The organism is Photobacterium obscurum, assembly GCF_026191635.1.
GTDB lineage: Bacteria > Pseudomonadota > Gammaproteobacteria > Enterobacterales > Vibrionaceae > Photobacterium > Photobacterium obscurum.
In genome coordinates, this window is the sequence record NZ_JAKRRW010000004.1 from 321,309 (window position 1) to 344,362 (window position 23,054).

At 46.9% G+C, this 23,054-nt stretch carries 21 protein-coding genes and 1 tRNA gene; 12 read left to right on the top strand and 10 right to left on the bottom strand.

Features of this window, described 5'->3' with window-relative positions; all coding sequences use genetic code 11:
• Positions 1-285: 285 nt before the first annotated feature.
• From MD588_RS07555 to rbsD, 6 genes are all read right to left on the bottom strand, one after another.
• On the bottom strand, positions 286-1,290 hold the full coding sequence (locus MD588_RS07555; protein ID WP_265696450.1) for a substrate-binding domain-containing protein: 1,005 nt from the start codon (positions 1,288-1,290) through the stop codon (positions 286-288).
• 103 nt (positions 1,291-1,393) lie between these two features.
• A complete protein-coding gene (rbsK, locus tag MD588_RS07560) occupies positions 1,394-2,314 on the bottom strand; it encodes a ribokinase (protein ID WP_265696452.1) in 921 nt (306 codons plus the stop codon).
• 156 nt (positions 2,315-2,470) lie between these two features.
• Positions 2,471-3,349 (bottom strand): ribose ABC transporter substrate-binding protein RbsB, encoded by an 879-nt coding sequence (gene rbsB / locus MD588_RS07565; RefSeq protein WP_265696454.1) that lies wholly within the window; start codon positions 3,347-3,349, stop codon positions 2,471-2,473.
• A gap of 84 nt (positions 3,350-3,433) precedes the next feature.
• Positions 3,434-4,417, bottom strand: a complete 984-nt coding sequence (gene rbsC / locus MD588_RS07570) for a ribose ABC transporter permease (RefSeq protein ID WP_265696455.1) — start codon at positions 4,415-4,417, stop codon at positions 3,434-3,436.
• Positions 4,414-5,919, bottom strand: a complete 1,506-nt coding sequence (gene rbsA / locus MD588_RS07575) for a ribose ABC transporter ATP-binding protein RbsA (protein ID WP_265696456.1) — start codon at positions 5,917-5,919, stop codon at positions 4,414-4,416. Before rbsA ends, rbsC begins: the two co-directional genes overlap by 4 nt.
• Positions 5,920-5,955: 36 nt before the next feature.
• Positions 5,956-6,375: a D-ribose pyranase gene (gene rbsD / locus MD588_RS07580; RefSeq protein WP_265696457.1), complete on the bottom strand. Its 420-nt coding sequence runs from the start codon at positions 6,373-6,375 to the stop codon at positions 5,956-5,958.
• Between the two features lie 402 nt (positions 6,376-6,777).
• Between rbsD and MD588_RS07585 the strand changes: the two genes are divergently transcribed.
• The gene (locus MD588_RS07585) at positions 6,778-7,026 is read left to right on the top strand and encodes a hypothetical protein (RefSeq protein ID WP_265696458.1); all 249 of its coding nucleotides are present in this window, start codon (positions 6,778-6,780) and stop codon (positions 7,024-7,026) included.
• A gap of 9 nt (positions 7,027-7,035) precedes the next feature.
• Here MD588_RS07585 and MD588_RS07590 read toward each other — a convergent pair whose 3' ends face one another.
• Complete coding sequence (locus MD588_RS07590) at positions 7,036-7,824, bottom strand: TOBE domain-containing protein (RefSeq protein WP_265696459.1); 789 nt, start codon at positions 7,822-7,824, stop codon at positions 7,036-7,038.
• Positions 7,825-7,996: 172 nt separating this feature from the next.
• Between MD588_RS07590 and MD588_RS07595 the strand changes: the two genes are divergently transcribed.
• On the top strand, positions 7,997-8,368 hold the full coding sequence (locus MD588_RS07595; RefSeq protein WP_265696460.1) for a DsrE/DsrF/TusD sulfur relay family protein: 372 nt from the start codon (positions 7,997-7,999) through the stop codon (positions 8,366-8,368).
• Between the two features lie 75 nt (positions 8,369-8,443).
• Here MD588_RS07595 and MD588_RS07600 read toward each other — a convergent pair whose 3' ends face one another.
• The gene (locus MD588_RS07600) at positions 8,444-9,916 is read right to left on the bottom strand and encodes an oligopeptide:H+ symporter (protein WP_265696461.1); all 1,473 of its coding nucleotides are present in this window, start codon (positions 9,914-9,916) and stop codon (positions 8,444-8,446) included.
• A 27-nt stretch (positions 9,917-9,943) separates the two neighbouring features.
• Entirely contained in the window at positions 9,944-11,341 is a 1,398-nt protein-coding gene (locus MD588_RS07605) for an aminopeptidase (RefSeq protein ID WP_265696462.1), read from the bottom strand.
• Between the two features lie 958 nt (positions 11,342-12,299).
• Between MD588_RS07605 and trxB the strand changes: the two genes are divergently transcribed.
• The 9 genes from trxB to grdB all read left to right on the top strand — a co-directional run bounded on the left by trxB (position 12,300) and on the right by grdB (position 21,654).
• On the top strand, positions 12,300-13,511 hold the full coding sequence (gene trxB / locus MD588_RS07610; RefSeq protein WP_265696463.1) for a thioredoxin-disulfide reductase: 1,212 nt from the start codon (positions 12,300-12,302) through the stop codon (positions 13,509-13,511).
• Positions 13,512-13,521: 10 nt separating this feature from the next.
• Positions 13,522-13,848 (top strand): thioredoxin TrxA, encoded by a 327-nt coding sequence (gene trxA, locus MD588_RS07615; RefSeq protein ID WP_265696465.1) that lies wholly within the window; start codon positions 13,522-13,524, stop codon positions 13,846-13,848.
• A gap of 157 nt (positions 13,849-14,005) precedes the next feature.
• The gene (gene grdA / locus MD588_RS07620; RefSeq protein WP_083651932.1) at positions 14,006-14,473 is read left to right on the top strand and encodes a glycine/sarcosine/betaine reductase complex selenoprotein A; all 468 of its coding nucleotides are present in this window, start codon (positions 14,006-14,008) and stop codon (positions 14,471-14,473) included.
• A 14-nt stretch (positions 14,474-14,487) separates the two neighbouring features.
• Complete coding sequence (gene grdA / locus MD588_RS07625; protein WP_265696466.1) at positions 14,488-14,952, top strand: glycine/sarcosine/betaine reductase complex selenoprotein A; 465 nt, start codon at positions 14,488-14,490, stop codon at positions 14,950-14,952.
• Positions 14,953-15,031: 79 nt separating this feature from the next.
• Complete coding sequence (grdC, locus tag MD588_RS07630; RefSeq protein WP_265696468.1) at positions 15,032-16,564, top strand: glycine/sarcosine/betaine reductase complex component C subunit beta; 1,533 nt, start codon at positions 15,032-15,034, stop codon at positions 16,562-16,564.
• Positions 16,565-16,576: 12 nt separating this feature from the next.
• Positions 16,577-17,740: a glycine/sarcosine/betaine reductase complex component C subunit alpha gene (grdD, locus tag MD588_RS07635; RefSeq protein WP_265696469.1), complete on the top strand. Its 1,164-nt coding sequence runs from the start codon at positions 16,577-16,579 to the stop codon at positions 17,738-17,740.
• Between the two features lie 180 nt (positions 17,741-17,920).
• A complete protein-coding gene (gene selD / locus MD588_RS07640) occupies positions 17,921-18,967 on the top strand; it encodes a selenide, water dikinase SelD (protein WP_265696470.1) in 1,047 nt (348 codons plus the stop codon).
• 81 nt (positions 18,968-19,048) lie between these two features.
• On the top strand, positions 19,049-20,341 hold the full coding sequence (locus tag MD588_RS07645) for a glycine/sarcosine/betaine reductase component B subunit (protein ID WP_265696471.1): 1,293 nt from the start codon (positions 19,049-19,051) through the stop codon (positions 20,339-20,341).
• Positions 20,342-20,355: 14 nt separating this feature from the next.
• Positions 20,356-21,654: a glycine reductase complex selenoprotein B gene (gene grdB, locus MD588_RS07650; protein WP_265696472.1), complete on the top strand. Its 1,299-nt coding sequence runs from the start codon at positions 20,356-20,358 to the stop codon at positions 21,652-21,654.
• Between the two features lie 435 nt (positions 21,655-22,089).
• Here the strand turns inward: grdB and MD588_RS07655 are convergent, their stop codons facing one another.
• Positions 22,090-22,515: a GrdX family protein gene (locus MD588_RS07655; RefSeq protein ID WP_265696473.1), complete on the bottom strand. Its 426-nt coding sequence runs from the start codon at positions 22,513-22,515 to the stop codon at positions 22,090-22,092.
• A gap of 380 nt (positions 22,516-22,895) precedes the next feature.
• On the opposite strand from MD588_RS07655, the gene MD588_RS07660 reads away from it, so the two are divergent.
• Positions 22,896-22,987 (top strand) — tRNA-Sec (locus MD588_RS07660).
• Positions 22,988-23,054: the final 67 nt, after the last annotated feature.

The window sequence follows — 23,054 nt, forward strand, 5'->3', positions numbered from 1 at the left end:
TTACCTACATAACAAGCGATGAGCTCTAATTCATCCGCAATCGTTGCTCGATTAATCGTATGGCGAAATTAGATCCTGATAACAAGTTTTATAGACAGATTGATTGTGATGGGAAAAGACATGGTAGCTCCTCAATATGGCCGACATACTCTGAAAGAACACTTCAGCACCTTGAAAGGTAAATATTTATAATGCTGAACAGTCTTAATCACTAATGAATGGTGTGGGGGGAGAGCAAAATTCCGGACTGAAGCCCGGAATTTGTTTTCGATGTATAACCAATGTTTATCGTAGCGATTTTACGCTGTCACGCTCGACCAGTGTTGGCTCAAGCTGAATAACATGGTTGGTCTCACGTTTGCTTTGAATCTTGTCTAGCAGTGTATCAACGGCTTGCTGGCCGAGACGGTGTTTTGATTGATGTATCGTTGTTAGCGATGGCGTAATGTACTTGGCCAGTTTAATGTCATCATAGCCAACAATTGATAGATCATCGGGAACAGAGATCCCTTTCTTGTGAGCTGTATTGATAACTCCCATTGCCATCATGTCGTTACAGACAAAAAGGGCGGTAGGCAATTCGCCTCGTTCATATACTTCATTAAAGGCAATTTCACCGCCTTCACATTCAAAGTTGCCGGATGCTATCCACTGCTTATTGATTTCCAGCCCAGCTTCTTCCATTGCCTGTACAAAGCCAGAAAGACGTTGCTGTGCCGGCAGTTTGTCCAGTGGTCCTGTCAGGCAGCCGATTTTGGTATGCCCCTGTGCTATCAAGTGACGGGTTGCTAGGTAGCCGCCGTGATGGGAGTTATCTTGAATTTTATCACTTGGGAAATCAATCGGTCCCCAGTCCATGACGACTGTTGGAACAGGCTGGTGGCGGGTGAATAAGTCGAACTCTTTATCTTCTACTTCACTGCACATAAGCAGTAGGCCATCTACGCGTTTTTGCAGCAAGGTATCAAGATTCGAGTGCATACGTTCAACATCGCCTTCGGTATTGCACAAGATCAGGTTATAACCCTGTTCGTAGCATCGACGCTCGACTCCTTTAACCACCTCACCAAAGAAAGGGTTTGTCGATGTGGTTACCAACATACCAAAAGTACGGGTGTGATTGACCTTAAGGCTGCGGGCAAGGGCTGATGGAGCGTAGTTAAGCTCTTCAACAGCTGCCATTACCCGAACTGAAATATCTTCACTCACAAAGCGTGTTTTATTCAGTACGTGGCTGACCGTGGAGGTTGATACCCCGGCATGTTTTGCAACATCTTTAATTGTCGCCATTGAGTTCTCCCTGACACATACCAGGTAGCCGGTATACGCCTATAATGCTTCTCGCGATATAGGCGATGCATACCAACCTGGTTAGAATCGAGTTTGGCCTATATTAATTGTGCTCCATTAGAAAGCGTTCCACCTCTCTACGATGTGGAATAGAGGTCTGAGCACCCATACGTGTAACTGAAATGGCAGCGGCGGCGTGGGCAAAACGGATTGCGTCATCGATGGCACGGCCTTCCTGCAAGCTGGTTAACAAGGCCCCGTTAAACGTATCGCCCGCAGCCGTGGTATCCTTGGCATCAACACGGAAACCGGGAACTTGTTGGCCCTTGCCGTTCTCGCTGATCCAGACGCCTTGGCTACCAAGGGTGATCATTACCTGCTTGATGCCTTTGGCGTGCAGAACGTCTGCCGCTTTTTGCGCCGACGTTACATCGTCAACCTTCACACCCGTCAGAAGCTCCGCCTCTGTCTCATTGGGTGTAATCATATCAACAAGTTGCAATAAGTCATCTGATAATGTTTGTGCTGGAGCTGGATTGAGTACAACACGTGTACCAGACTGTTTCGCAACTTTCGCAGCGGCCTCTATTGTTTCGATCGGGGTTTCCAGTTGCATCAGCAGTGTATCGGCAGCCTCAATCAGGTGGTAATGAGGCTTGATACGTGCGGCAGTCAGGCAGCCATTGGCTTCTGCTGAAATACAGATGCTGTTTTCACCCGTTGCTGCAACCTGGATCATTGCGATGCCTGTTGGCATGTTTTCTTCAATCATTACCGCTTCAGTGTTCATACCTTCTTGGGCGAATGCATCGCGCATTTCGTGGCCGAAGCTGTCATCACCCACACTGGCAATAAAGGCGATGTCGGCCCCAAGCCGTGCAGCTGCTACAGCCTGATTTGCCCCTTTACCACCTGGAATAACGCAATAGCTGTGGCCATGTAACGTTTCCCCTGGACGCGGGAAAGAGGCTACTTGCAAGACATGGTCAGCATTGACGCTACCAAGAACAACTAATTTATTCATATCGGGACCTTATTATGTTATCTGGCCAAAATGTATGGGTTAGCATTGCCGGTTGGTGGTGGTGCTAAACGATGCATTTTGAATAAGAAGACTAGCGCCTAGAATCTAGTTCCTAGAGGTTGGTTTCTAGGAACTAGATACAGGTACTCGGAGCGATTACTTAGTAATAACTTTTAGTGGCACTGGAATGCTTGCTTCAACTTTTTCGCCTTTCAGCATTTTGTCTGCGGTTTCAACACCTAGCGCACCAATCAGGTCAGGCTGTTGGGCGATAGTTGCGCCTAGTTTACCGCGCTTAACCGCTGCGATACCATCGTCTGTACCATCAAAACCTACGATTAGTACATCTTTACCGGAAGCCTGAACTGCGCGAAGGGCACCAAGTGCCATTTCATCATTCTGGGCAAACACCGCTTGTACATCTGGGTTGGCAGCAAGCATGTTTTCCATTACGTTCAGACCTTTGGTGCGATCGAAGTCAGCAGGCTGACTAGCCAGTAGATCCATGTCGTTAGCTTTAACAGCGTTCATGAAGCCCTTACCACGCTCACGTGCTGCCGATGTACCAGCGATACCTTCAAGTTGGATAACGCGAGCTTTCTCACCAACTTTCTCCATGATGTATTTACCCGCCATTTCACCACCGGCAACGTTGTCTGATGCAATGTGGCTGACGACTTCACCACGGCTTGCACCACGGTCAAGAGTTAGGACTGGAATATTAGAGCGGTTAGCCATGCGGATAGCATTAGATACTGCATCAGAATCAGTAGGGTTGATTAGAATCGCCTTTACGCCACGAACCGTCAGATCTTCAATGTTAGAAAGCTCTTTGCTAGGGTCGTTCTGTGAATCAAGAACAATTAACTTATAGCCTAGCTCTTGTGCTTTTGCCTCTGCACCTTCCTTCATGGTGACGAAAAATGGGTTATTTAGCGTAGATACAACCATTGCCATGGTGTCTTGCGCGGCAGCCGTAGTGCTGAAAGAAGCGGACAGTACAGCGGCAGAGATTAGGGTTGCTAGCTTTTTCATTCTGTTTTCCTTTCTACATATGTCGGGTTGGTTGCGGGTAGGGGGAACTACCCGCGTTGCTAGTATTTCTCTAGCTACAGAGGGTTACTTATTTTTGTTATCTACTAAGACTGCAAGCAAGATTACCACTGCTTTTGCAATCATTTGGTAGTAGGAAGATACATCTAACAGGTTTAGAGCGTTGTTTAGGAAGCCGATAATCAGCGCACCAATCAAGGTACCCATGATTCGACCCTTACCACCGGCCAGGCTGGTGCCGCCAAGTACGACCGCGGCAATCGCATCCAACTCGTATCCCATACCAGCAGTAGGCTGAGCCGAAGAAAGACGAGAGGTGACGATAATACCTGCCAGTGCTGCTAACAGGCCGCAGATTGCGTAGACGCCAATCTTGACGCGATCCACGTTGATGCCCGAAAGACGAGTTGCTGATTCGTTACCGCCTAGTGCATAGATATAGCGACCGAAGCGAGTATGGTTCAGTAAGTACCAGATTGCCGCGAAAACGATAACCATCAGCCAGATAGGAACCGGAATACCCATTGCGTAGCCAGTACCAAACCAGGCAAAGCTGTCTGCTACGTCAGTAAAACCGGTAGAAATTGGGCGACCATCGGTGTAAACCATGGTGACACCGCGAAGCAGGGTCATGGTAACTAAGGTCGCAATAAAGGCCTGAACTTTACCTTTGGCGATAATTACCCCGCTGATAGCACCCAGCGCGGCACCTGCCAGCAATGCTGTCGGGACAGCTACGAGTACAGGGATTTCCATGCCAATCATAGTGGCTGCAAAGGCACCGCACAGAGCAAGTACCGAGCCGACACTTAGGTCAATACCGGCTGTCAGGATAACCAGTGTCATCCCTACTGCGATAATGGCATTTACCGAGGTCTGACGGAGGATGTTCAAGATGTTATCGACGGTAAAGAAGTTAGGGTTAAGGAAAGACACCACCACGATCAGGAAGACCAGCGCGATCAGTGACTTCTGTTCAATTAACCATTCTTTGCTAAATAGCTTGTTGCTACCGGATTCTAGTGTTTTGGTCATTGCGTTGCTGCTCATGCTGCTACCTCGTTAATTTGTTTACCCACAGCGCAGGCTAGTAATTTTTCTTGATCGGCTTCAGCTGCCATAAATTCGCCGCTGATTTGTCCTTCATGCATGACCATAATACGGTCACTCATGCCAAGTACTTCAGGCATCTCCGAAGAGACAAGGATGATACTCATGCCCTCGGCTTTGAATTGGTTGATAAGTTGATAGATTTCTTTCTTTGCACCGACATCGACACCCCGGGTTGGTTCATCGAGGATTAGTACTTTCGGCTTGGTCATCAGGCCTTTGGCAATGGCGACTTTTTGCTGATTACCGCCTGATAGGTTACCGATAATCTGGTTGCGGCTTGGGGTTTTGATGTTGAACAGGCGAATAAAGTCTTCGACAGCAGTAACTTCATCATAGTGATTGAGCTGAACGCCTTTGGACAGTTGGTCAAGCGAACAGATAGACATGTTCTCTTTCACTGACAGTCCCAGGATCAGGCCGTCACCTTTACGGTCTTCAGAAATATAGGCAATGCCGTTAGCCAGTCCGTCCTGAGGGCTGATTGGGTTGATGGTTTTACCGTCAAGAATCACATCACCAGAATCTCGGGTAAGGGCGCCATATATCACTTTCATTAGCTCGGTACGCCCAGCTCCCATCAGGCCGGAGACACCGAGGATTTCACCGCGATCCAGGGTGAAGCTCACGTTGTTGACACCGGAGCCAGAGAGATTCTTAACTTCTAGACAGGTTGTGCCGTGCTTAACATCAATACGCGGGTACTGCTCGTCAAGGCGGCGGCCAACCATCATCTCAATCATGGTGTCTTCATCGATGTCGGCAACCTGGCGCTCGCCGATGAACTTACCATCGCGAAGTACGGTAATGTCATCGCAGATCTCGAAGATTTCTTTTAGGCGGTGTGAGATATAAACAATGCCACAGCCTTCATCGCGTAGTTCATTGATGACCTTGAACAGGGATTCTGTTTCGGTGTCGGTCAGGGCATCTGTCGGTTCATCCATAATGATGACCTGAGATTTAAACGACAGGGCTTTGGCGATTTCAACCATCTGTTGTTCGCCAAGGCTCAACTCGCCAAGCAGTTGGCGGGAGCTGTGTTTAACATTAAGGCGTTTAAGTAGCGCATCGGCTTCACGGTACATTTCAGACCATTTGATGCCGCCGAAGGGATTGGTCTTCTCACGACCGAGGAAGATATTCTCGGCAATTGTCAGCTCAGGGATCAGATTGAGCTCTTGGTGGATGATACTGATGCCGGCTTCTTGTGAATGGCGAGGACCGTTAAAGTTAACTTGGTTGCCCTGGTAGCGGATTTGACCAGCATCCATGGCATAGATACCAGTAAGTGCCTTCATCAACGTCGACTTGCCCGCACCATTCTCCCCCATTAAAGCCATTACTTTGCCGGGATAGACATTCAGGCAAGCATTGTCGAGGGCTTTTACGCCCGGGAATGCTTTCTCAATGCCTTTTAATTCTAAAATTGGCTGTTTCATGTCAGTTCCTTGCAAATAAGCAGATGAGTAGGGTGGTTAGAACACAACGCCTGCCTGGAAAATAACATTGGCGTAAGGCGTACATTCACCTGTACGTACAACCGCCTTGCTGTTTTGAGTATGAACTTTGAATGCTTCGTGGCTGATATAGGAAATGTTGATAGATTTGTCACACAACACTTCTTCGTTTCGGATTAGCTCAATCAGTGCTTGATGATGCTCAGGGCTGACTTGCTTAAACTCTTCAGCCATTACAATCCCTTCTATTTGCATCTCACCAAGGACGGCTTTAACAGTATCGATAAAAGTTGGAACGCCAGGGATCAGTGCAAGATCGATACGTTGCGTTTCGTCAGGTATTGGAAGTCCCGCATCACAGATAGTGACTTCATCGGTATGACCTAAGGTCGCGACGATGTATGACAATTCAGCATTGATGAGTGCGCTTTTTTTCATGGATTGCACCTTATTAATTCATGGTGGTGATGCGTTGTTCTAGCCAGCCTTGGCTTATCTTTCCTTGCTGTTTTTTTATTCATCGAAACGTTTACGCAAACGTTTCGATGGCTGTAAATGTAGAGCGAAACGTTTCGATGTGCATTACTCAAGCTTACAAAATGTGACATACGTCAGAACAAATATGCTTTTTATGAATAAATAGAGCGAAAGATCACATTGAAGAAGCGAATGAATATTGGTGGGCTTTATAGCACTGGCTAATCATTTTGCTGGGAATAAGAAACTTATGTCATTTTTGTGTAAGTTAATGCAAATTGTGCCTGAACGCTTTGAATTCAGAGCAGAAAAAGGCTTATCATTTAGTTCTGCTTACTATTCTTACTGGGAATAAAATTGAGTATGGCTGTTTCAGCTATCAGCTTCTTGCCGCTTTCACTTATCATTGCACCCATTTCGATGATTGTTCTGATGATTGCGCTGAAGAAGAAAAAGGTATGGCTAACGCGCTTGTGCCTGTTCGGTATGGGGGTGGCGGTTTTATTGTTGATAGTCTTTCAATATATGGACTACAAGCATTTCGAAGACTGCCTGATGCAGGGAGTGGGAGATTACAAGCCCTTTCGTGGTGCATGTATTACTTTCAAATAGTACAGGGTACTAACTTAGCGTAGCAATTATGACCTGAGATGAAGAGAAGCAAGCTAGGGCTGATTTTCCCTGACCCAAGTTTTCTGATTCACTCTCTTGTTTGTTAATAAGCGCGCAGATTTCATCACGCTCATCAAGCTTTAGAGAGACTTCAGCTGAACTCTCATCATATTGAATATCTTGTATTTTTCCTTGCAACTGATTATCTATCGACGGATCTGCGGGTGGAATCGTGCAGATCTGGATTGCTGGCCCCTTAACTAAGGCGACAACATCTTTGCCTACCGCTAGCTGCAAGCGTAAAGTACTGCCGTGCGTAATGGTAGCGATGACATGTTGCCCACCTTGTAGCTCGATGAAAACACGATCATGAAGGGTATGGTTCTCAATGTTACTGATAGTTCCGAAGAACTGATTGCGGGCGCTGGTTTGCAACGAAAACTTTGCCATAACACCGAGTAAGCTATGGAGTGGGGCATCTTCATCGTTTAGCGCTTTGAGACCCATATTCTGAATGGTATCGAGTAGCTCATACATCTGGACAATCCGCTCACCGAAGTGGGTCAGAGAGGCGCCACCACCACCCTTTCCCCCTTTTTCACTGGCAATCAGCGGTGATTCCGATCGGTTGTTCATGTCCTTGATTGCATCATAGGCTGCTTTGTAGCTTATACCCGCCTGCTTGGCTCCCTGGCTGATGGAGCCTGTTTGCTGGATCGCTTTGAGTAACGCCACACGGCGAGGGTTGGCAAATACCTTTCCGTTTTCGGAAAGGGTGAGCAGTGCGTCAAAATCCATAACTGAATAGCCTATGAGGTTTAAAACTAGAGCTAAATCATAAGAGTAGCCGCTTGGTTGGCGTAGAGTATAACGGATTATTCAATCAGGTATATAGCCAAACTACTCCGAATCCAGCGGTTTGAAGTCGTTTGGATATAGCGATGCCTGAGCATTCTTTAGGGTAAATACAATGCAAGAAAAAGCGAAACAAACACTCCTATTCATTCTTAACGACGCCCCTTATGGCTCTGAACGCTCATTTAATGCCTTGCGTCTAGCTATTAATCTTAATGAGCAAGATTGTGCAGAGACTTCTATCAAGATCTTCTTAATGTCCGATGCGGTTAGCTGTGCGCTACCAAGGCAAATACCGGGTGAAGGCTATAATGTCCAGCAGATGCTGGAAATCTTATTGTCGCAAGGTGCAGAAATAAAACTGTGCAAGACCTGTTGTAACGCCCGAGGTTTGGTCGATATGCCGTTAATCGATGGAGCGAAGATTGGCACACTGGATGATCTTTCGATGTGGACGCTGGAGGCAGATAAGGTGGTTAGCTTTTAACGTTTCGCTTCGAGAGGTGTGAAAAAAGCGAGAGTCATGGACTCTCGCTTGTTTGTTTCACACATATTATTGTGATTAAGCCGTTTGCAGTTCTTCTTTCTTCTCTTCCACGTCGGTTTCGATCAGCTTGTTTAGGCGAGGAGCCAGAATCACACACACAACACCGACAACCGTCGAAGCGATGGCCAAAGCGTAGAAGTAGTTACCGTAGGAAACTAAGCTTTCTACTGGCGTCATTTCGACTTCGCCAGAAGAAGATAGGCCTGCCACCCAAGCACCCGCTACAGAGGCTAATGCCAGGGTCATATTCCATGCACCGTAAATGAAACCACGAATGCGACTCGGGAACAGTTTGGCGATGGCAGACAAGCCCAGAGCTGAAATCAACAGTTCACCGATAGCAAACAAGAAGTGCGGCGCGGCAATCCAGAATGGATTGAGCATTCCGTTCTCGTCGCCGAAGTACTGGGAGAAACCAGCACAGGCAAAGGCTGCCGCACAGATCAGCATACCAAGTGCGAACTTACCCGGCATCGACAGATCTTTTCCCTTCTCGCCCAGCGTTGTATAGATATGTGCAAGTACCGGGCTTAGGAAGATAATCCATAGCGGGTTAAACGACTGGTAAGAGACTGGATTAATGGCAATGCCAAATATCTCAGCTTCTACGTTATTAATCGCAAAGAAGTTCAGTGAGGTTGGCATCTGGTTATACAGAATAAAGAACGCCAGGGCCTGACCCATCAATACCAAACCGACGATCATACGTTTGCGGCTGGTTGGGTTTTCCTTCTTCATTTCCTTGGTAATTAAGAACAGGATTGTCAGGGCTGCTAGTGCCAGTACAAACTGTGCCAATGGCAGGTTGGTCAGTAAGTAGCTTGCCGCCGCGACAGCAATCAGCGCACCAGACAAGAACAGGCTGTTGGTCTTGAACGGTATTGCGTGTTTGTCGGCTTCTGTTGCCTTGGTGATTTTCTTGTTCAGCATCAAATAGGTGATGACGTTCACGGCCATACCAACACCCGACAAGATAAACGCCGACGTCCAGCCAAGGCTATAAGCCATAATAGGTGCGCCAAGTTGGGCAACGAAAGCACCAATGTTATTCACCATGTAGAACAAGGTGTAGGCACCATCCAGACGAGGATCGTTTTTATCGTAGGCTGAGGCAATGATAGTCGGAGGTGCCACACTACCAATACCACGACCCACGGCCACGGTACCCAAGCCGATAAACACAAAGTGCGGCTGTGCGGTTATCGCCGAGTAGGCAATAATGAAATAGCCGAGCCCCTGGAAGAAGAAACCCCATGCGAGGGTGCGCTTGGCCCCGAGGATCTTATCGGCCAACCAGCCGCCGACAAACAGCATAGCGGCACCGAGTGCAGCAAAAGCCCCGAAGGTTGCAAAAGAGGTTTTCTGATCGATGCCCAGCTCATCGCCGAGGAACACCGGTAAGATGGCCCAAAGGCTATAGAAAGACAGCGCCCACCAGAACTGGCACGAGCAAAGAATGTAAAAGGTCAACGGGTGACGTTTTTTCATGATTTATTCTCCATCAGTGCTGGGACATTACAGCGCCTGGGTATAGAAAGTTTTGTATGCGCGATACAGCTCATAAATGTCAAACTTGGAAGAAAGCTCGAACGGTGAGTGCATAGACAGCAGTGCTGCGCCCGCATCAATGGTGTTGATGCCATAGTGAGCAAGATATTTAGCAACGGTACCGCCGCCCCCTTCATCGACTTTGCCTAGCAGGCCTGTTTGCCAGGTGATTTCATGGTCGTCGAAGATACGGCGCAGCGATGCAACGTATTCAGCATCGGCGTCGTTTGAGCCAGCTTTGCCGCCATGACCGGTATATTTAGTTAGTACTAAGCCATAACCAAGTTTCGACGCGTTTTGCGCGTCATGAACAGATTCAAATAGTGGATTCAGACCGGCATTGACATCTGAAGACAGGGCGTAAGAGTTCCACAAGCAACGACGCAACATTTGGTCGTTGTATTTCTCTCCAGCCTGACGGACTAACAATTCACCCGTGAAGTATTCTAAGTAGCGAGATTCAAGGCCTGTAGCACCTGAAGAACCAATCTCTTCTTTATCAACCAGGAAGCAGACGGCTGTTTGTTCTGGTGTCGGAATATCGAAAATAGCTTCTAATGAGGTATAGGCACAAATGCGGTCGTCCTGGCCGTAGGCGCCAACTAACCCCTGATCGATGCCGACATCACGTGCGTCGCCTGCAGGAACCAGCATTAACTCGGCAGAGATAAAGTCAGGTTCAGAGATTTCATATTTTTCGTGGAGCTTGGTTAGAATATGGTGCTTGACCTTGTCTTTGATTTTCTCGTCTTCAAACGCCATTGGAACCGAGCCAACAATGATTTGTAGCTCTTCGCCTTTTAGCACTTCGGCAGCATTACGCTCACGCTGAACTTTCTTATCCAGGTGTGGCAGTAAATCAGGAATGGTGAACACAGGATCTTGCGGGTCTTCACCGATAACAATATCTACGGTACGACCTGACTTAGTTACAACAACGCCGTGTAAAGCTAACGGACGGGATGCCCACTGGTATTTCTTGATGCCGCCGTAGTAATGAGTGCGCATTAGCGCTAGCTCATTCTTTTCGTACATCGGGTTAGGTTTTAAATCCAATCGTGGTGAGTCGATATGAGAAACGACAAAGCGAATGCCCTCACTGATAGGACGCTTGCCGACAATCGTTAGCACCACATTTTTATTGCGGTTGATAAAATAGACTTTATCACCCGCTGATAATTGCTCAAATTCGGCTATCGGGCGGAATCCATGTTGTTCGGCTTCCTTGATTGATGCTTTTACACATTGGCGTTCGGTTTTACCAATATTTAGAAAGTGCTTGTAGTCTTCACAAAAATGATTGATTTCATTAATACGGTCGTTTTCGATATTGAGCCAACCATTAGTGTATTGCAGCGTATCCATTGCTTCACTCCAAATGTCTATGTGAACTTTCGCTGCGGAGGTTAACACTCTATATATGAAGGCTTTTGTGAGCATTATCTTCTTATTGATTAATGCAAATTGAACTATTGTTCGGTTTTTTTGTTGATACTTAGGTTGATAAATTTATTGGTGGTGATTTTGAGTGTTATTGATGAATTACTATCTGAAGTGACTATTTAGCCTATTGTAAAGGTGAGAGGTGGCGTATTTACTATGACTTTAATTATTGTTGTGAGCTTTAATTTTATCTGTCTAGCAGGAAAGTAATAAACAAAACTAGATATTTTAACCACGAAAATAATATGTTCAGGCTTGTCTAGTTTCATATTCAACTGGTGCAATATATTTTCTTTTTCTTGCCATTACTTTTTCTAATGGCTGGTGGTTTTTAGCAACAAAGTGTGTGTTTTATGAAATAGGGTTATACGTTACAGCGTGCTACATATTTATGTGAATAAATGTCACTATAAGAGTTAACTATTTCCTATATGAGTCTAATTATTCCTTTTTTATTTCTTTTGGTTATTAGAGTGGTGCTTTATATTTCGTAATGTGTTGATTTTTATGATCTAGGTATCATAAGTGTAGCTAATTTAGCGATTTGTGCTGTTATTTGGTCTTGCTCACAAAATTTCAAACATTACTAATTATAATCGGCTTCAAGTTGTTAAGAACAAGAAGCTATCTCTGCCTAAATGGCAAAACCCAATACAATTAACTGCCAGTGTAGAGATGAATAGCCTTTGGGCTATCACACTATTCATCAGCAATATTGTTGACGAACAGTGTAATCAAACCGCAGGGCTCAATAGGTCTGCGTTGAAAACTGATTTATTTTGATGTGCCAGAAATACAGTGTGCTTTTTTAAATATTGAGTTGAAAAGTTTACACGGAATAAATGGCACGTGGTCGTGAAAATAGAAATCGGTGAAAAGTATGTCAGAACTATACGATGTCATCATTATTGGTGGCGGCTCGGGCGGTATGTCAGCAGGTGTTTATGCGGCTCGCGGTAAAATGAAAACGCTGATTCTTGAAGATAAGCGTAATACCGGTGGCCAGGCGGCAACAACCAGCGAAATGGAAAACTATCCGGGAATCCTTGAAGCAACTGGTCCGCAGCTCATGGATATGTTCCGTGATCACTGTAGCAAGTTCGGTGTCGAGTTTGCCCGTGGTTTGGTCACTGATATCAGCATTGCTGAAGATGGTTTTATCAAAACACTGAAAACCAATAAAGGTGAAGAATACCAGACCAAGAGCATCATTATCGCAACTGGAGCGACACCTCGCATTCTTGGTATCAAGGGTGAAGCAGAGTTCCGTGGTAAAGGTGTTTCTTACTGTGCAACCTGCGATGCAGACTTTTATGAAGAGCTGGATGTAGTGGTTGTAGGTTCAGGTAACACGGCGGTTGAAGAATCCGTCTTCCTAACCAAGTTCGTGAATAAAGTGACCATGATTGTATTGCATGATCAGGGCATTCTGGACGCGGACCGTACGGCGCAGGAACAGGCTTTCGCCAACGATAAGATCGAGTTCGTGTGGAACTCTGTGGTGGAAGAAATCTGCGGTGACGAACTGGTTAACGGTGTGAAACTGAAGAACCTGAAAACGGGTGAGATCACTGAAATGTCGACAGACGGTGTGTTTATGTTTGTCGGTACCGTGCCGAAGACTGATTTCGTCAAGGAACTGATTGAGCTGACTCCGCAGGGCTACGTGATCACTAACGAGAAGCAGGAGACGAGCGTTCCGGGTATTTTCGCAGCAGGCGACGTAACCGACAAGTTCTTGCGTCAGGTAGTCACAGCGGCAGGGGATGGGGCAGTAGCAGCAGTAGCAGCTGACCGCTACATCGAAGAGGAAGAGAGCTGGCGTAAGTCTGTCGCTGAGTTTGACGGCACTGCAATGGTGGCATTCTGGAATCCGCTGAGCAAAGAGAGCCTGGATGTCATCAACGAACTTGAAGTGCACTGTAAAGATCAGCCGGATCAGCGTGTCGTGACTATCGATACCTACAAGAGCCAGAACATTGCCAACCGCTTCAATGTGAAAGAAGTGCCCGTAGTAATCCGATTTGACGCTGGGCAGGAAGCCAAGCGAGTAAATGTGAAGGATATCGCTGAGTTAGAAACTCTGTATTAAGGGAAAAGCAATGATCGAACTGAACAAAGAAAATTTCGATTCTGAAGTTAACGTTGACGGTGTTGTTCTAGTTGATTTCTGGAGCGAAAACTGCGGCCGATGCATTGAGCTAATGCCTGATGTCATCAAACTTGCTGAGCAATACGGCGAAGAGATCAAATTCTGCAAGCTAAACATCCAGGGCAACCGTCGTTTGGCAATGGCGCAGAAAGTGATGGGCCTCCCTTCAATTGTGTTCTACAAGAACGGTGAAAAAGTGAAGCACCTGTCTGGTGAAGAGCTTGAAATTGAAGAAATCGCACAAGAAGTCGAAAGCTTCATCGCTGAAAAAGCATAAGGCTGACTGAAAAGAATTTGTATTGAATAGGTTATCTAACCTGTTGAACAAATAGAAAAACAACGTTTCGTCTTGAAACTGCGTTTTTAAGAAAACATGTTGTACTGGGTAACTGGTAACAACATAACCTTAGTAATCTGTACCCTTGGAGTGAACAATGCTCAAAGATAAGAAAGTTATTATCTTGGGAGACAGAGACGGTGTACCAGGACAGGCTATCGAAGCTTGTATCAAAACTGCTGGCGCACATGTTCTTTTCTCTACAACTGAGTGTTTCGTCTGAACCAGCGCAGGTGCTATGGATCTGGAAAACCAAAAGAGGATTAAAGGTTTTGCTGACGAGTTTGGCCCAGAGAATCTGGTAGTCGTACTTGGCGGTGCTGAAGCGGAAGCTTCGGGCCTAGCATGTGAAACCGTGACAAACGGCGATCCTACTTTTGCCGGACCATTAGCCGGAGTCCAGTTAGGACTCTCTTGTTATCATGTGGTTGAGCCGGAAATTAAAGACAATGTGGATTCTGACGTCTATGACGAGCAGATAAGCATGATGGAAATGGTACTTGATGTCGATGCCATCGTTGCAGAGGTCAAAGAGTATCGTGAGCAATTTGGAAAGTATGTTTAATCGGGAGAAAGATTGTGTTCGCTAATAAAACAGTGATCATTCTTGGAGACCGCGATGGCGTACCTGGTCAGGCAATCGAAGCTTGCATGAAGACCACAGGTGCTCACGTTGCTTTCTCTACAACAGAATGTTTCGTCTGAACAAGCGCAGGCGCAATGGATCTTGAGAACCAAAAGCGGATTAAAACACTAGCCGAGGAGAAAGGCGCAGAGAATCTAGTTGTGATTCTTGGCGGCGCGGAAGCAGAAGCTTCTGGCCTGGCATGTGAAACCGTCACCACCGGTGATCCGACTTTTGCAGGACCATTGGCGGGAGTCCAGTTAGGACTTTCTTGTTATCACGTGGTTGAAGACGAAGTAAAAGAAGCCGTCGATCCGGCCGTCTATGACGAGCAGGTCGGAATGATGGAAATGGTACTTGATGTCGATGCGATTAAAGCGGAAATGCAACAATACCGCAGCGAAACTGCATTAGCATAAGTATATCTCAATGCTGGTTCGGATCTGTCTTTGACAGGCAGGTTCGAGCCTACTATCCGGCTCGGATGCAGGAGTAACAATGGGATACGCAGTAATTAAAGGCGTGAGCTATGTGCTCGCCCATACCCCAGATGTTTTGATTCAACATGGTTCGGTGCAGGTACAGTCTCGGGCAAAAGACCCCGCAGACAGCTACTTGCAGCAATTAAATGATCACCTTCGCCCGTTTGAAGATGTGGTTTCTTACCCAGCCAACCAATGTTATATCGGTAACCTGACCCCACAACAATTGGCAGATATTCCCCAGCCATGGTTTGAGAACAAAGAACATACTTCTCAACAAGGTAAGTTCGGCGAAATCTATAGCCAAGCCCAGTTTTATGCCATGTTGAATCACGTAGACGTGTTCAACCTGGTTCATCTTACTCAAGAATTTATCGACACCTATCAACCAACAGTTGGTCAGCATGCCCTATACGGCGATGTTGACTTGCTAGCAGGCCATCAGATCATCACCAAAGATGAAATCTTGGCATTGGCTGAACATCATCAGGCGGAAGTGCTGATGATGAATGGTGAATTGGTCGGCTGTGTGAAAGCCGCCCACGATGAAGATGAAAACCTATCAGCCCATATCATGCTTGAAAACTTGTGTACCAAAGCATCGGGTGTGATGGCGGCAATGCACCTGAAACAGCAGGGCATTGAGCTAGACAAGGTTGATTATCTTATCGAGTGTTCCGAAGAAGCGTGCGGTGATATTAACCAGCGCGGTGGTGGTAACTTTGCCAAGGCGATTGGCGAGGTTATCGGCTGTAATAGCGCAACAGGTTCGGATGTGCGTGGCTTCTGTGCCGCTCCAGCCCATGCCATGACGCTGGCTGCTGCCTTGGTGAAATCAGGCGTATTTAAAAACGTGATGGTTGTCGCCGGTGGTGCAGTTGCGAAGCTGGGTATGAACGGCCGTGATCATGTTAAAAACAACATGCCGGTACTGGAAGATTGTCTGGCTGGCTTTGCCTGTATGGTGACAGAAAACGACGGTATTAGCCCTGAAATTAATACTGATATCGTTGGTCGCCATCAGATCGGTACCGGCTCCTCTCCACAGGCTGTGATGACAGCACTGATTGCCACCCCGCTGAAAAATGCCGGGATGGCGATGACAGACATCGACAAGTACTCTGTCGAAATGCAAAACCCTGAAATCACCAAGCCTGCGGGCGCGGGTAACGTGCCTGAGTCAAACTACAAAATGATTGCTGCATTGGCGGTCAAAGAAGGCCAGCTAGAGCGTACCCAGCTACCTAAGTTTGTTGCTGAGCATGGCATGACAGGTTTTGCGCCGACTCAGGGCCATATCCCGTCAGGCGTTCCTTTCCTGGGCTTCGGCCGTGAAATGATTGTCAACGGCGATATCAACAACTTCATGATGGTCGGCAAGGGCAGCTTGTTCCTTGGCCGTATGACCAACCTGTTTGATGGTCTGAGCTTTGTGGTTCAGAAAAACAGCGGCAAGCAGGAAGAAGTGTTTGATGAAGCTCAGGTCAAGCAGGTTGTTGCCCAGGCAATGCGTGATGTGGCTGAGAATCTGCTAAATCGCGAACAGTAATCGGAGGTTGCTATGAGTAACATCAATCAACAACTGTCCGATACCTTCAATGCCATGGCTGATGGCCTGCTTAGCGGCCAGTTTGGCAAGAAGACCCGCATCGCCCTGACATTGGCTGGCAGCGAGCATGGTTCTCAGGAGCTACTTCGTGGCGCTCAGTTGGTGGCTCGCCAGTATAGCGATATCGAACCGGTTCTGATTGGCTGCGACGATCCTGAATGTGGTTTCGAATGCTATTCGGCAGCGGATCTGCACGAATGCCACCAGGTGATGGAAGGGTTGTTTGCCGACAAGAAAATCGATGGCTGTGTCACACTGCATTATGCTTTCCCACTAGGGGTGAGCACGATGGGGAAAGTGGTGACACCAGGTATCGGCCGCGAAATGATTATTGCCTCGACAACGGGTACTACGGATACCAACCGACAGGCGGCGCTGCTGAAAAATACGATTTACGGTATTGCGCTGGCTAAGGCGAGCGGTATTGAAAAGCCGACAGTCGGTGTTTTGAATATCGACGGAGCGGCACTGTGCGAGCGTAGCTTGCGCGAGCTTGCCGATGGCGGCTATGACATCCACTTCGCTGAGTCTGGTCGTGCCGATGGCGGTATCGCTATGCGAGGCAATGATCTGCTGCAAGGCACACCGGATGTCATGGTGACAGATAGCCTGACCGGTAACCTACTTATGAAGATGTTCTCTTCGTTCACGACTGGCGGCAGCTACGAAGCATCAGGCTTCGGCTATGGTCCGGGACTGGGTGAAGGCGCTTCCGACAAGCTGATAAATATCATTTCAAGAGCCTCAGGCGCCCCAGTTGTAGCTGGTGCGATGAGACTGTGTGCAGATGCTGCAAAAGGGAGTGTTATGAAGCGTGTCGATGAAGAGTGGGAAGCGGCTTCACTGGCTGGTCTAAATAGCGTGCTGTCTAAATATCGACAGCCGAAACAACCAGTGGAAGCAAAGGATGAGGTGGCCGCGCCACCGGAGAAAGTCACCGACGCTGAGATTGGCGGTATCGACATCCTAGAGATTGAAGATGCCTGCCAGGCGCTGTGGAAAGCTAACATTTTTGCCCGTACCGGGATGGGCTGTACAGGCCCGATAGTGTTGGTCGCAAGAGATGATTTGGAGCAGGCTCGAGCCAAGTTAGTCGAAACGAAATTTATCGGTTAACGGTGGTTTGAGGCGATAGATAATCCAGTCAATCCATATCGGTTTACTGAAAGCGGCGTGTTAAACAACACCGCAGACACAAAATCGGTAGCAATGAAAGTAGTTAAGTGTACCGGCCTGAATTGGGTCACACGGCTTGGTTCAGGTTGGTATATACCGTCCGTTATTAAGGATATAGAGATGACCGAAACAGTAGTGCGTCTTACACAGATGACCAAGAAAGCTGGGTGAGCGGCGAAAATCGGCCCTAAGGCCATGGCGCAGGTTCTGCAGTCCATTTCACCCCTATTTCCCGAACAAGCGTATCCCGATCTGATGGTTGGGTTGACGGTAAGTGACGACGCTGCCGTCTACAAAATCACTGATGATGTTGCCGTTATTCAGACATTGGACTTTTTTACCCCAATTGTGGATGACCCGTATGACTTTGGTGCCATTGCTGCTGCGAATGCACTCAGCGATGTGTACGCCATGGGCGGACAGGTAACATTGGCAATGAACATTTTTTGTGTTCCGAGTGATCTTCCCCAAGAGATTGTCGGCCAAATTCTCAAAGGTGGCGCGGAGAAAGTCCGTGAAGCCGGAGCGGTCTTGGTTGGCGGTCACACCGTCGAAGATGATGAGCCGAAATTTGGTTTATCCGTTATGGGTACGATCCATCCTTCAAAAGTGCAAACCAAAGCCGCTGTTGATAGTGGCGATGTATTGGTACTTACCAAGCCAATTGGTACCGGCTTGATTTCTACTGCAGCAAAACGGAATAAGGCGAGTCAGCAGGCAATTAAAGCCTCAACCGACAGCATGAAGAAGCTTAACCGTAAAGCGGCAGAAATTTTTGCTCGATATCCAATCAAGGCCTGTACCGATGTCACAGGTTACTCATTGCTTGGCCATGCATTGGAAATGGCAGAAAAAAGCGATGTTTGCATGCACTTTAAAGCCACTCAGGTGCCGTTCTTAATCGAAGCACAAGACTATGCCGCACAGGGGCTGTTCCCCGGAGGTGCCAAGCGTAATCTGGATGCCTATCGAGACGAGATCGAATTTGCTCCTGAACTGGAGGAAAGCTGGCAGCGCAAGCTGTGTTGTCCGGAAACCTCCGGCGGCTTGCTGGCAGCGGTACCCAAAGATTGTCTGGACGCTTTATTAACTGAATTTAGCAATAGTGAAGAACCATGTTGGGTTGTCGGGTACGCCGAGGAAGGAGCCGGCATAAAAGTCAGCTAGTTAACGCCAGTCTCTTTTGAGGTGAACGTTAGACTTTTTAAAGGATTACCCATCCCAATTGACGCTTGTTTGGAGATATAAATGAAACTCGAACTAGGCAATATTCATGTTCGTGATTTGGCTTTCGGGCCAGTGAGCGAAGTAAAAGAAAATACTGTGGTGATTGAACAGCAAGCACTTTTGAACCATCTGTGCGAACTGGATCACCGTATCCGCTCGATTGAGCTATCAATCGCAAAACCAGGCGATAGCATCCGTATCATGCCGGTCAAAGATGCTATTGAACCTCGAGTGAAAGTTAACGGTGGTGGAGACATCTTCCCGGGACGTCACTTAGGTGAAGAGGCAATGGTTGGTGAAGGTCGTACGCACGTGCTGAAAGGCATGGCGGTGATCACTACCGGTGAGGTTGTTGGTTTCCAAGAAGGTATCCTGGATATGAGCGGTCCAGGTGCAGAATACACACCATTCTCTTCAACCATGAACCTGGTTATTCAGTGTGAAGTGGATGATTCATGCAACCAGTACGATCACGAAGGTGTACTTCGCCTTGTTGGACTGGAAGCGGGTCGCTGGATTGGTAAGTTGGCTGCTGATGTTGAGCCAGACGAAATCCAGACTTACGAGACAAAACCGCTATTAGAGCAGGCGGCTGAGTATCCTAACCTACCAAAAGTTGGTTATGTTTACATGCTGCAAAGCCAAGGCCTACTGCACGATAGCTACTATTACGGCGTTGATGTGAAAGGCATGCTTCCTACATTGATGTACCCAACAGAAGTGATGGACGGTGCAATTATCAGTGGTAACTGTGTCTCTGCCTGTGACAAGAACACCAGCTATGTTCACCAGAACAGCCCGGTTATCTACGATCTTTACCGCCACCATGGTTCGAAGTACAACTTCATGGGCGTTATCGTCACTAACGAAAACGTCACTCTGCGTGACAAAGAACGCTCATCTAACTTTGTTGTGAAGCTTGCTAAGCAAATGGGCTGGGACGCAGCGATTGTCAGTGAAGAAGGCTTTGGTAACCCAGATGCCGACCTGATGATGAACTGTGCCAAGCTAGAAGCTGCCGGTATTCAGACTGTCTTGCTGACCGATGAATATGCAGGTCAAAACGGCGAAAGCCAGTCGCTTGCAGATTCCCATGAAAGTGCGAATGCAGTAGTGACTAACGGTAACGCCAACCAGCTAGTGACACTACCAGCGATGGACAAAGTGATCGGTCACGACCGTTATGCTGATATGGTTGCTGGTGGTTTCCAGGGCAGCTTGCATGAAGATGGCTCTATCACGGTTGAAATTCAAGCGATTCTTAGCGCAACCAGTGAACTTGGCTATCATCACCTCACCACTAAAGCAAGCTAAGCGAGGATACTCACATGACATTGAAAGTAGTTTATTACTTGAACCAGTTCTTCGCCCAGAAAGGTGGTGAAGAGATGGCCCACACTCCAATGGAGGTGGTTGAAGGTACAGTTGGTGTTGGTTCACAAGTGAACACAATGCTACAGGACAAGGCTGAAATCACACATACGATTATTTGTGGTGACTCCTACTTCAACGAAAATGAAAGCCTGTGCTGTCACGGATTGCAGGAAATCCTAACTCAGCTGAAACCGGATCTCATCATTGCGGGTCCTGCTTTCAACGCCGGTCGTTACGGTATGGCTTGTGGTACGGTTGCCAAAGTTGCTCACGAAATGGGCATCACCACAATTTCGGGTATGTATCCTGAAAACCCTGGTTATGAACTGTTCCGTCAGTATGCTTACATGGTTGAAACTGGCAACAGTGCAGCGAGCATGCGCAAAGCGGTTCCTGCAATGGTTAAGCTGATTAACCGCTATGTTGAAACTGATGGCGAAGTTGGCTCTCCTGAAGAAGCGGGTTATATGCCTCGTGGTATCCGCGTGAACTTCTTCGCAGATAAGCGTGGTTCTGAGCGTGCCGTTGACTTGCTGATTTCCAAAATTGGTGGTCAGGAGTTCACAACTGAATACCCAATGCCAGTGTTTGACCGCGTTGAGCCTCAGCCTCCGGTTGAAATGATGAGCACAGCTAAGATTGCGCTTGTTACTTCAGGTGGTGTGGTACCTAAGGGCAACCCAGACCATATCGAATCTTCAAGTGCATCTAAGTATGGCGAATACAGTATTCGTGGTTTGGAAACCTTGACGGAAGAGACTCATGAAACAGCGCACGGCGGATATGACCCAGTTGCTTGCAACCAGGACCCTAACCGAGTTCTTCCAGTCGACGTGTTGCGAGACATGGAACGAGAAGGTGTTATCGGAAGCCTGCATGACATGTTCTACACCACGGTCGGTAACGGTACGGCGGTCGCGAAGGCGAAAGAATACGGCGCAGAGATTGCGATGAAGCTACAGAAGGCAGGGGTGACAGCTGCTATATTCACCTCCACTTGAGGCACTTGTACTCGTTGCGGCGCAACGATGCTCAAAGAAATCGAAAGAGTAATGCCTGTAGTTCACGTTCTAACTGTCGTGCCTATTTCTAAAACGGTTGGTGCAAACCGTATCGTTCCTGCCATTGCGATCCCTCATCCACTGGGTGATCCAACAATGCAGCCGAAAGAAGAGAAATACGCTCGTCGTCAACTAGTCGAAAAAGCACTAAGTGCACTTCAGACTAAGATTGATGAGCAGACAGTGTTCTAAGCATTCTTAGATATTGGAACAAGAAGCACTAGAGCCAGCCGGATTCCGGCTGGCTTTTTTAGTTTTTGTGTTCCGAACTAAAACTCTTGGGTAATTTGTTAAGTATGAGAGTCGTTTGCACCGAGTTTTCCCCCCCCCTCCGGCTCCTCCTTCTGGAAGCAGTTACTGCCAAGTCTTTACTTTGCTCAAGGGAGGGAGAGCTTTCTTTGTTGTTGTCAGTCCATCAACAAGAGTTATTTGGAATTGCTATGTGTGTATCAATGGTTCAACTGCAAAGAAGGTTCTTCCCCTTGTACGATTAAGTAAAGGAATTGAGATGGCTGATAGAAGGGGAAGCTAGATGGGGTTGGTGATTCGGTATGAATTTTTTTGGATAGCTTTTTTCGGCAATCCCCGCTTAGGCGGGGATGATGACTTGCTGAATGGGGGGCAAGGTTAGCTTAAGCCTTTGAAGCCAAGTGAATCGAGACAGGATTTGATCAGCTGCAGATCAATAAAGCGAAAATCGGTTTTTTGTTTTTCGGGGAACCGGGCATCAATGTCTTCATCGGTAAGAGTCAGGTGTGTTGGGTTAGCTTTGCATAGTACCTGGTAACGTTCGATGGCCTGCTCTATAAGGTTTAATGCATCCATATCCAGCTCATCATGGTTATTAAGTACGATGATGCTGCGATAGGGCGTCTCATGAGGCTTTACACTTCCCGCGAGAGGATGGGAGATAAGCTTGCCGCCGAGGTGTATTTTATCTCTCGTTAGCATCAAAACATCATTAATGCTATTTAGCTGAGTAAATTTAACTGATGTATTTAAATCCGCGATGCTGGGATTATTGCTGATAATTTCTAGCTTGTCGTATCTCACGTTTATATCCCTAAAAAATAACGCTAAAACAATCTTTTTGCGGTTATAAAATGTTCATTTGGTAATTGTCATTATAATAAAAGTAAAGGTGTTAATTTCGGGTTGATATCTTATTTTTACTATCTTTTGAGCAAGATTAGAAAAACTAATTATGTTAATTAGTTTTATCTTTATCAATGTAATGAAGTTGTAATTTGGTGGTTTTATTTTTGAAATATTAGAGATGTTACTAGCGTCTTGTGCTGATAAAAAATGTTAGCTAGATAACTTATTAAGAAATGAGTTGTATATGTGTGTAAGTTTGCTGAAAAGGTCACAGAATGCCAGTTAAGCACTTTTAAATCATAATGTTATTGGGTACATTAAAGCCATCGAAACGCGGAAGTGGATGGGGTCTGGTGGCCCTCCCGGTCTTCAAAACCGACGTGAGCTGAATAGGCTTTGGCAGGTTCGATTCCTGCTCCTTCCGCCAACTCTTTTTTTATACAAGTTAAATCGTGTATTAAGTACTTATAAAAAATAGATTTTAAAACATGGTA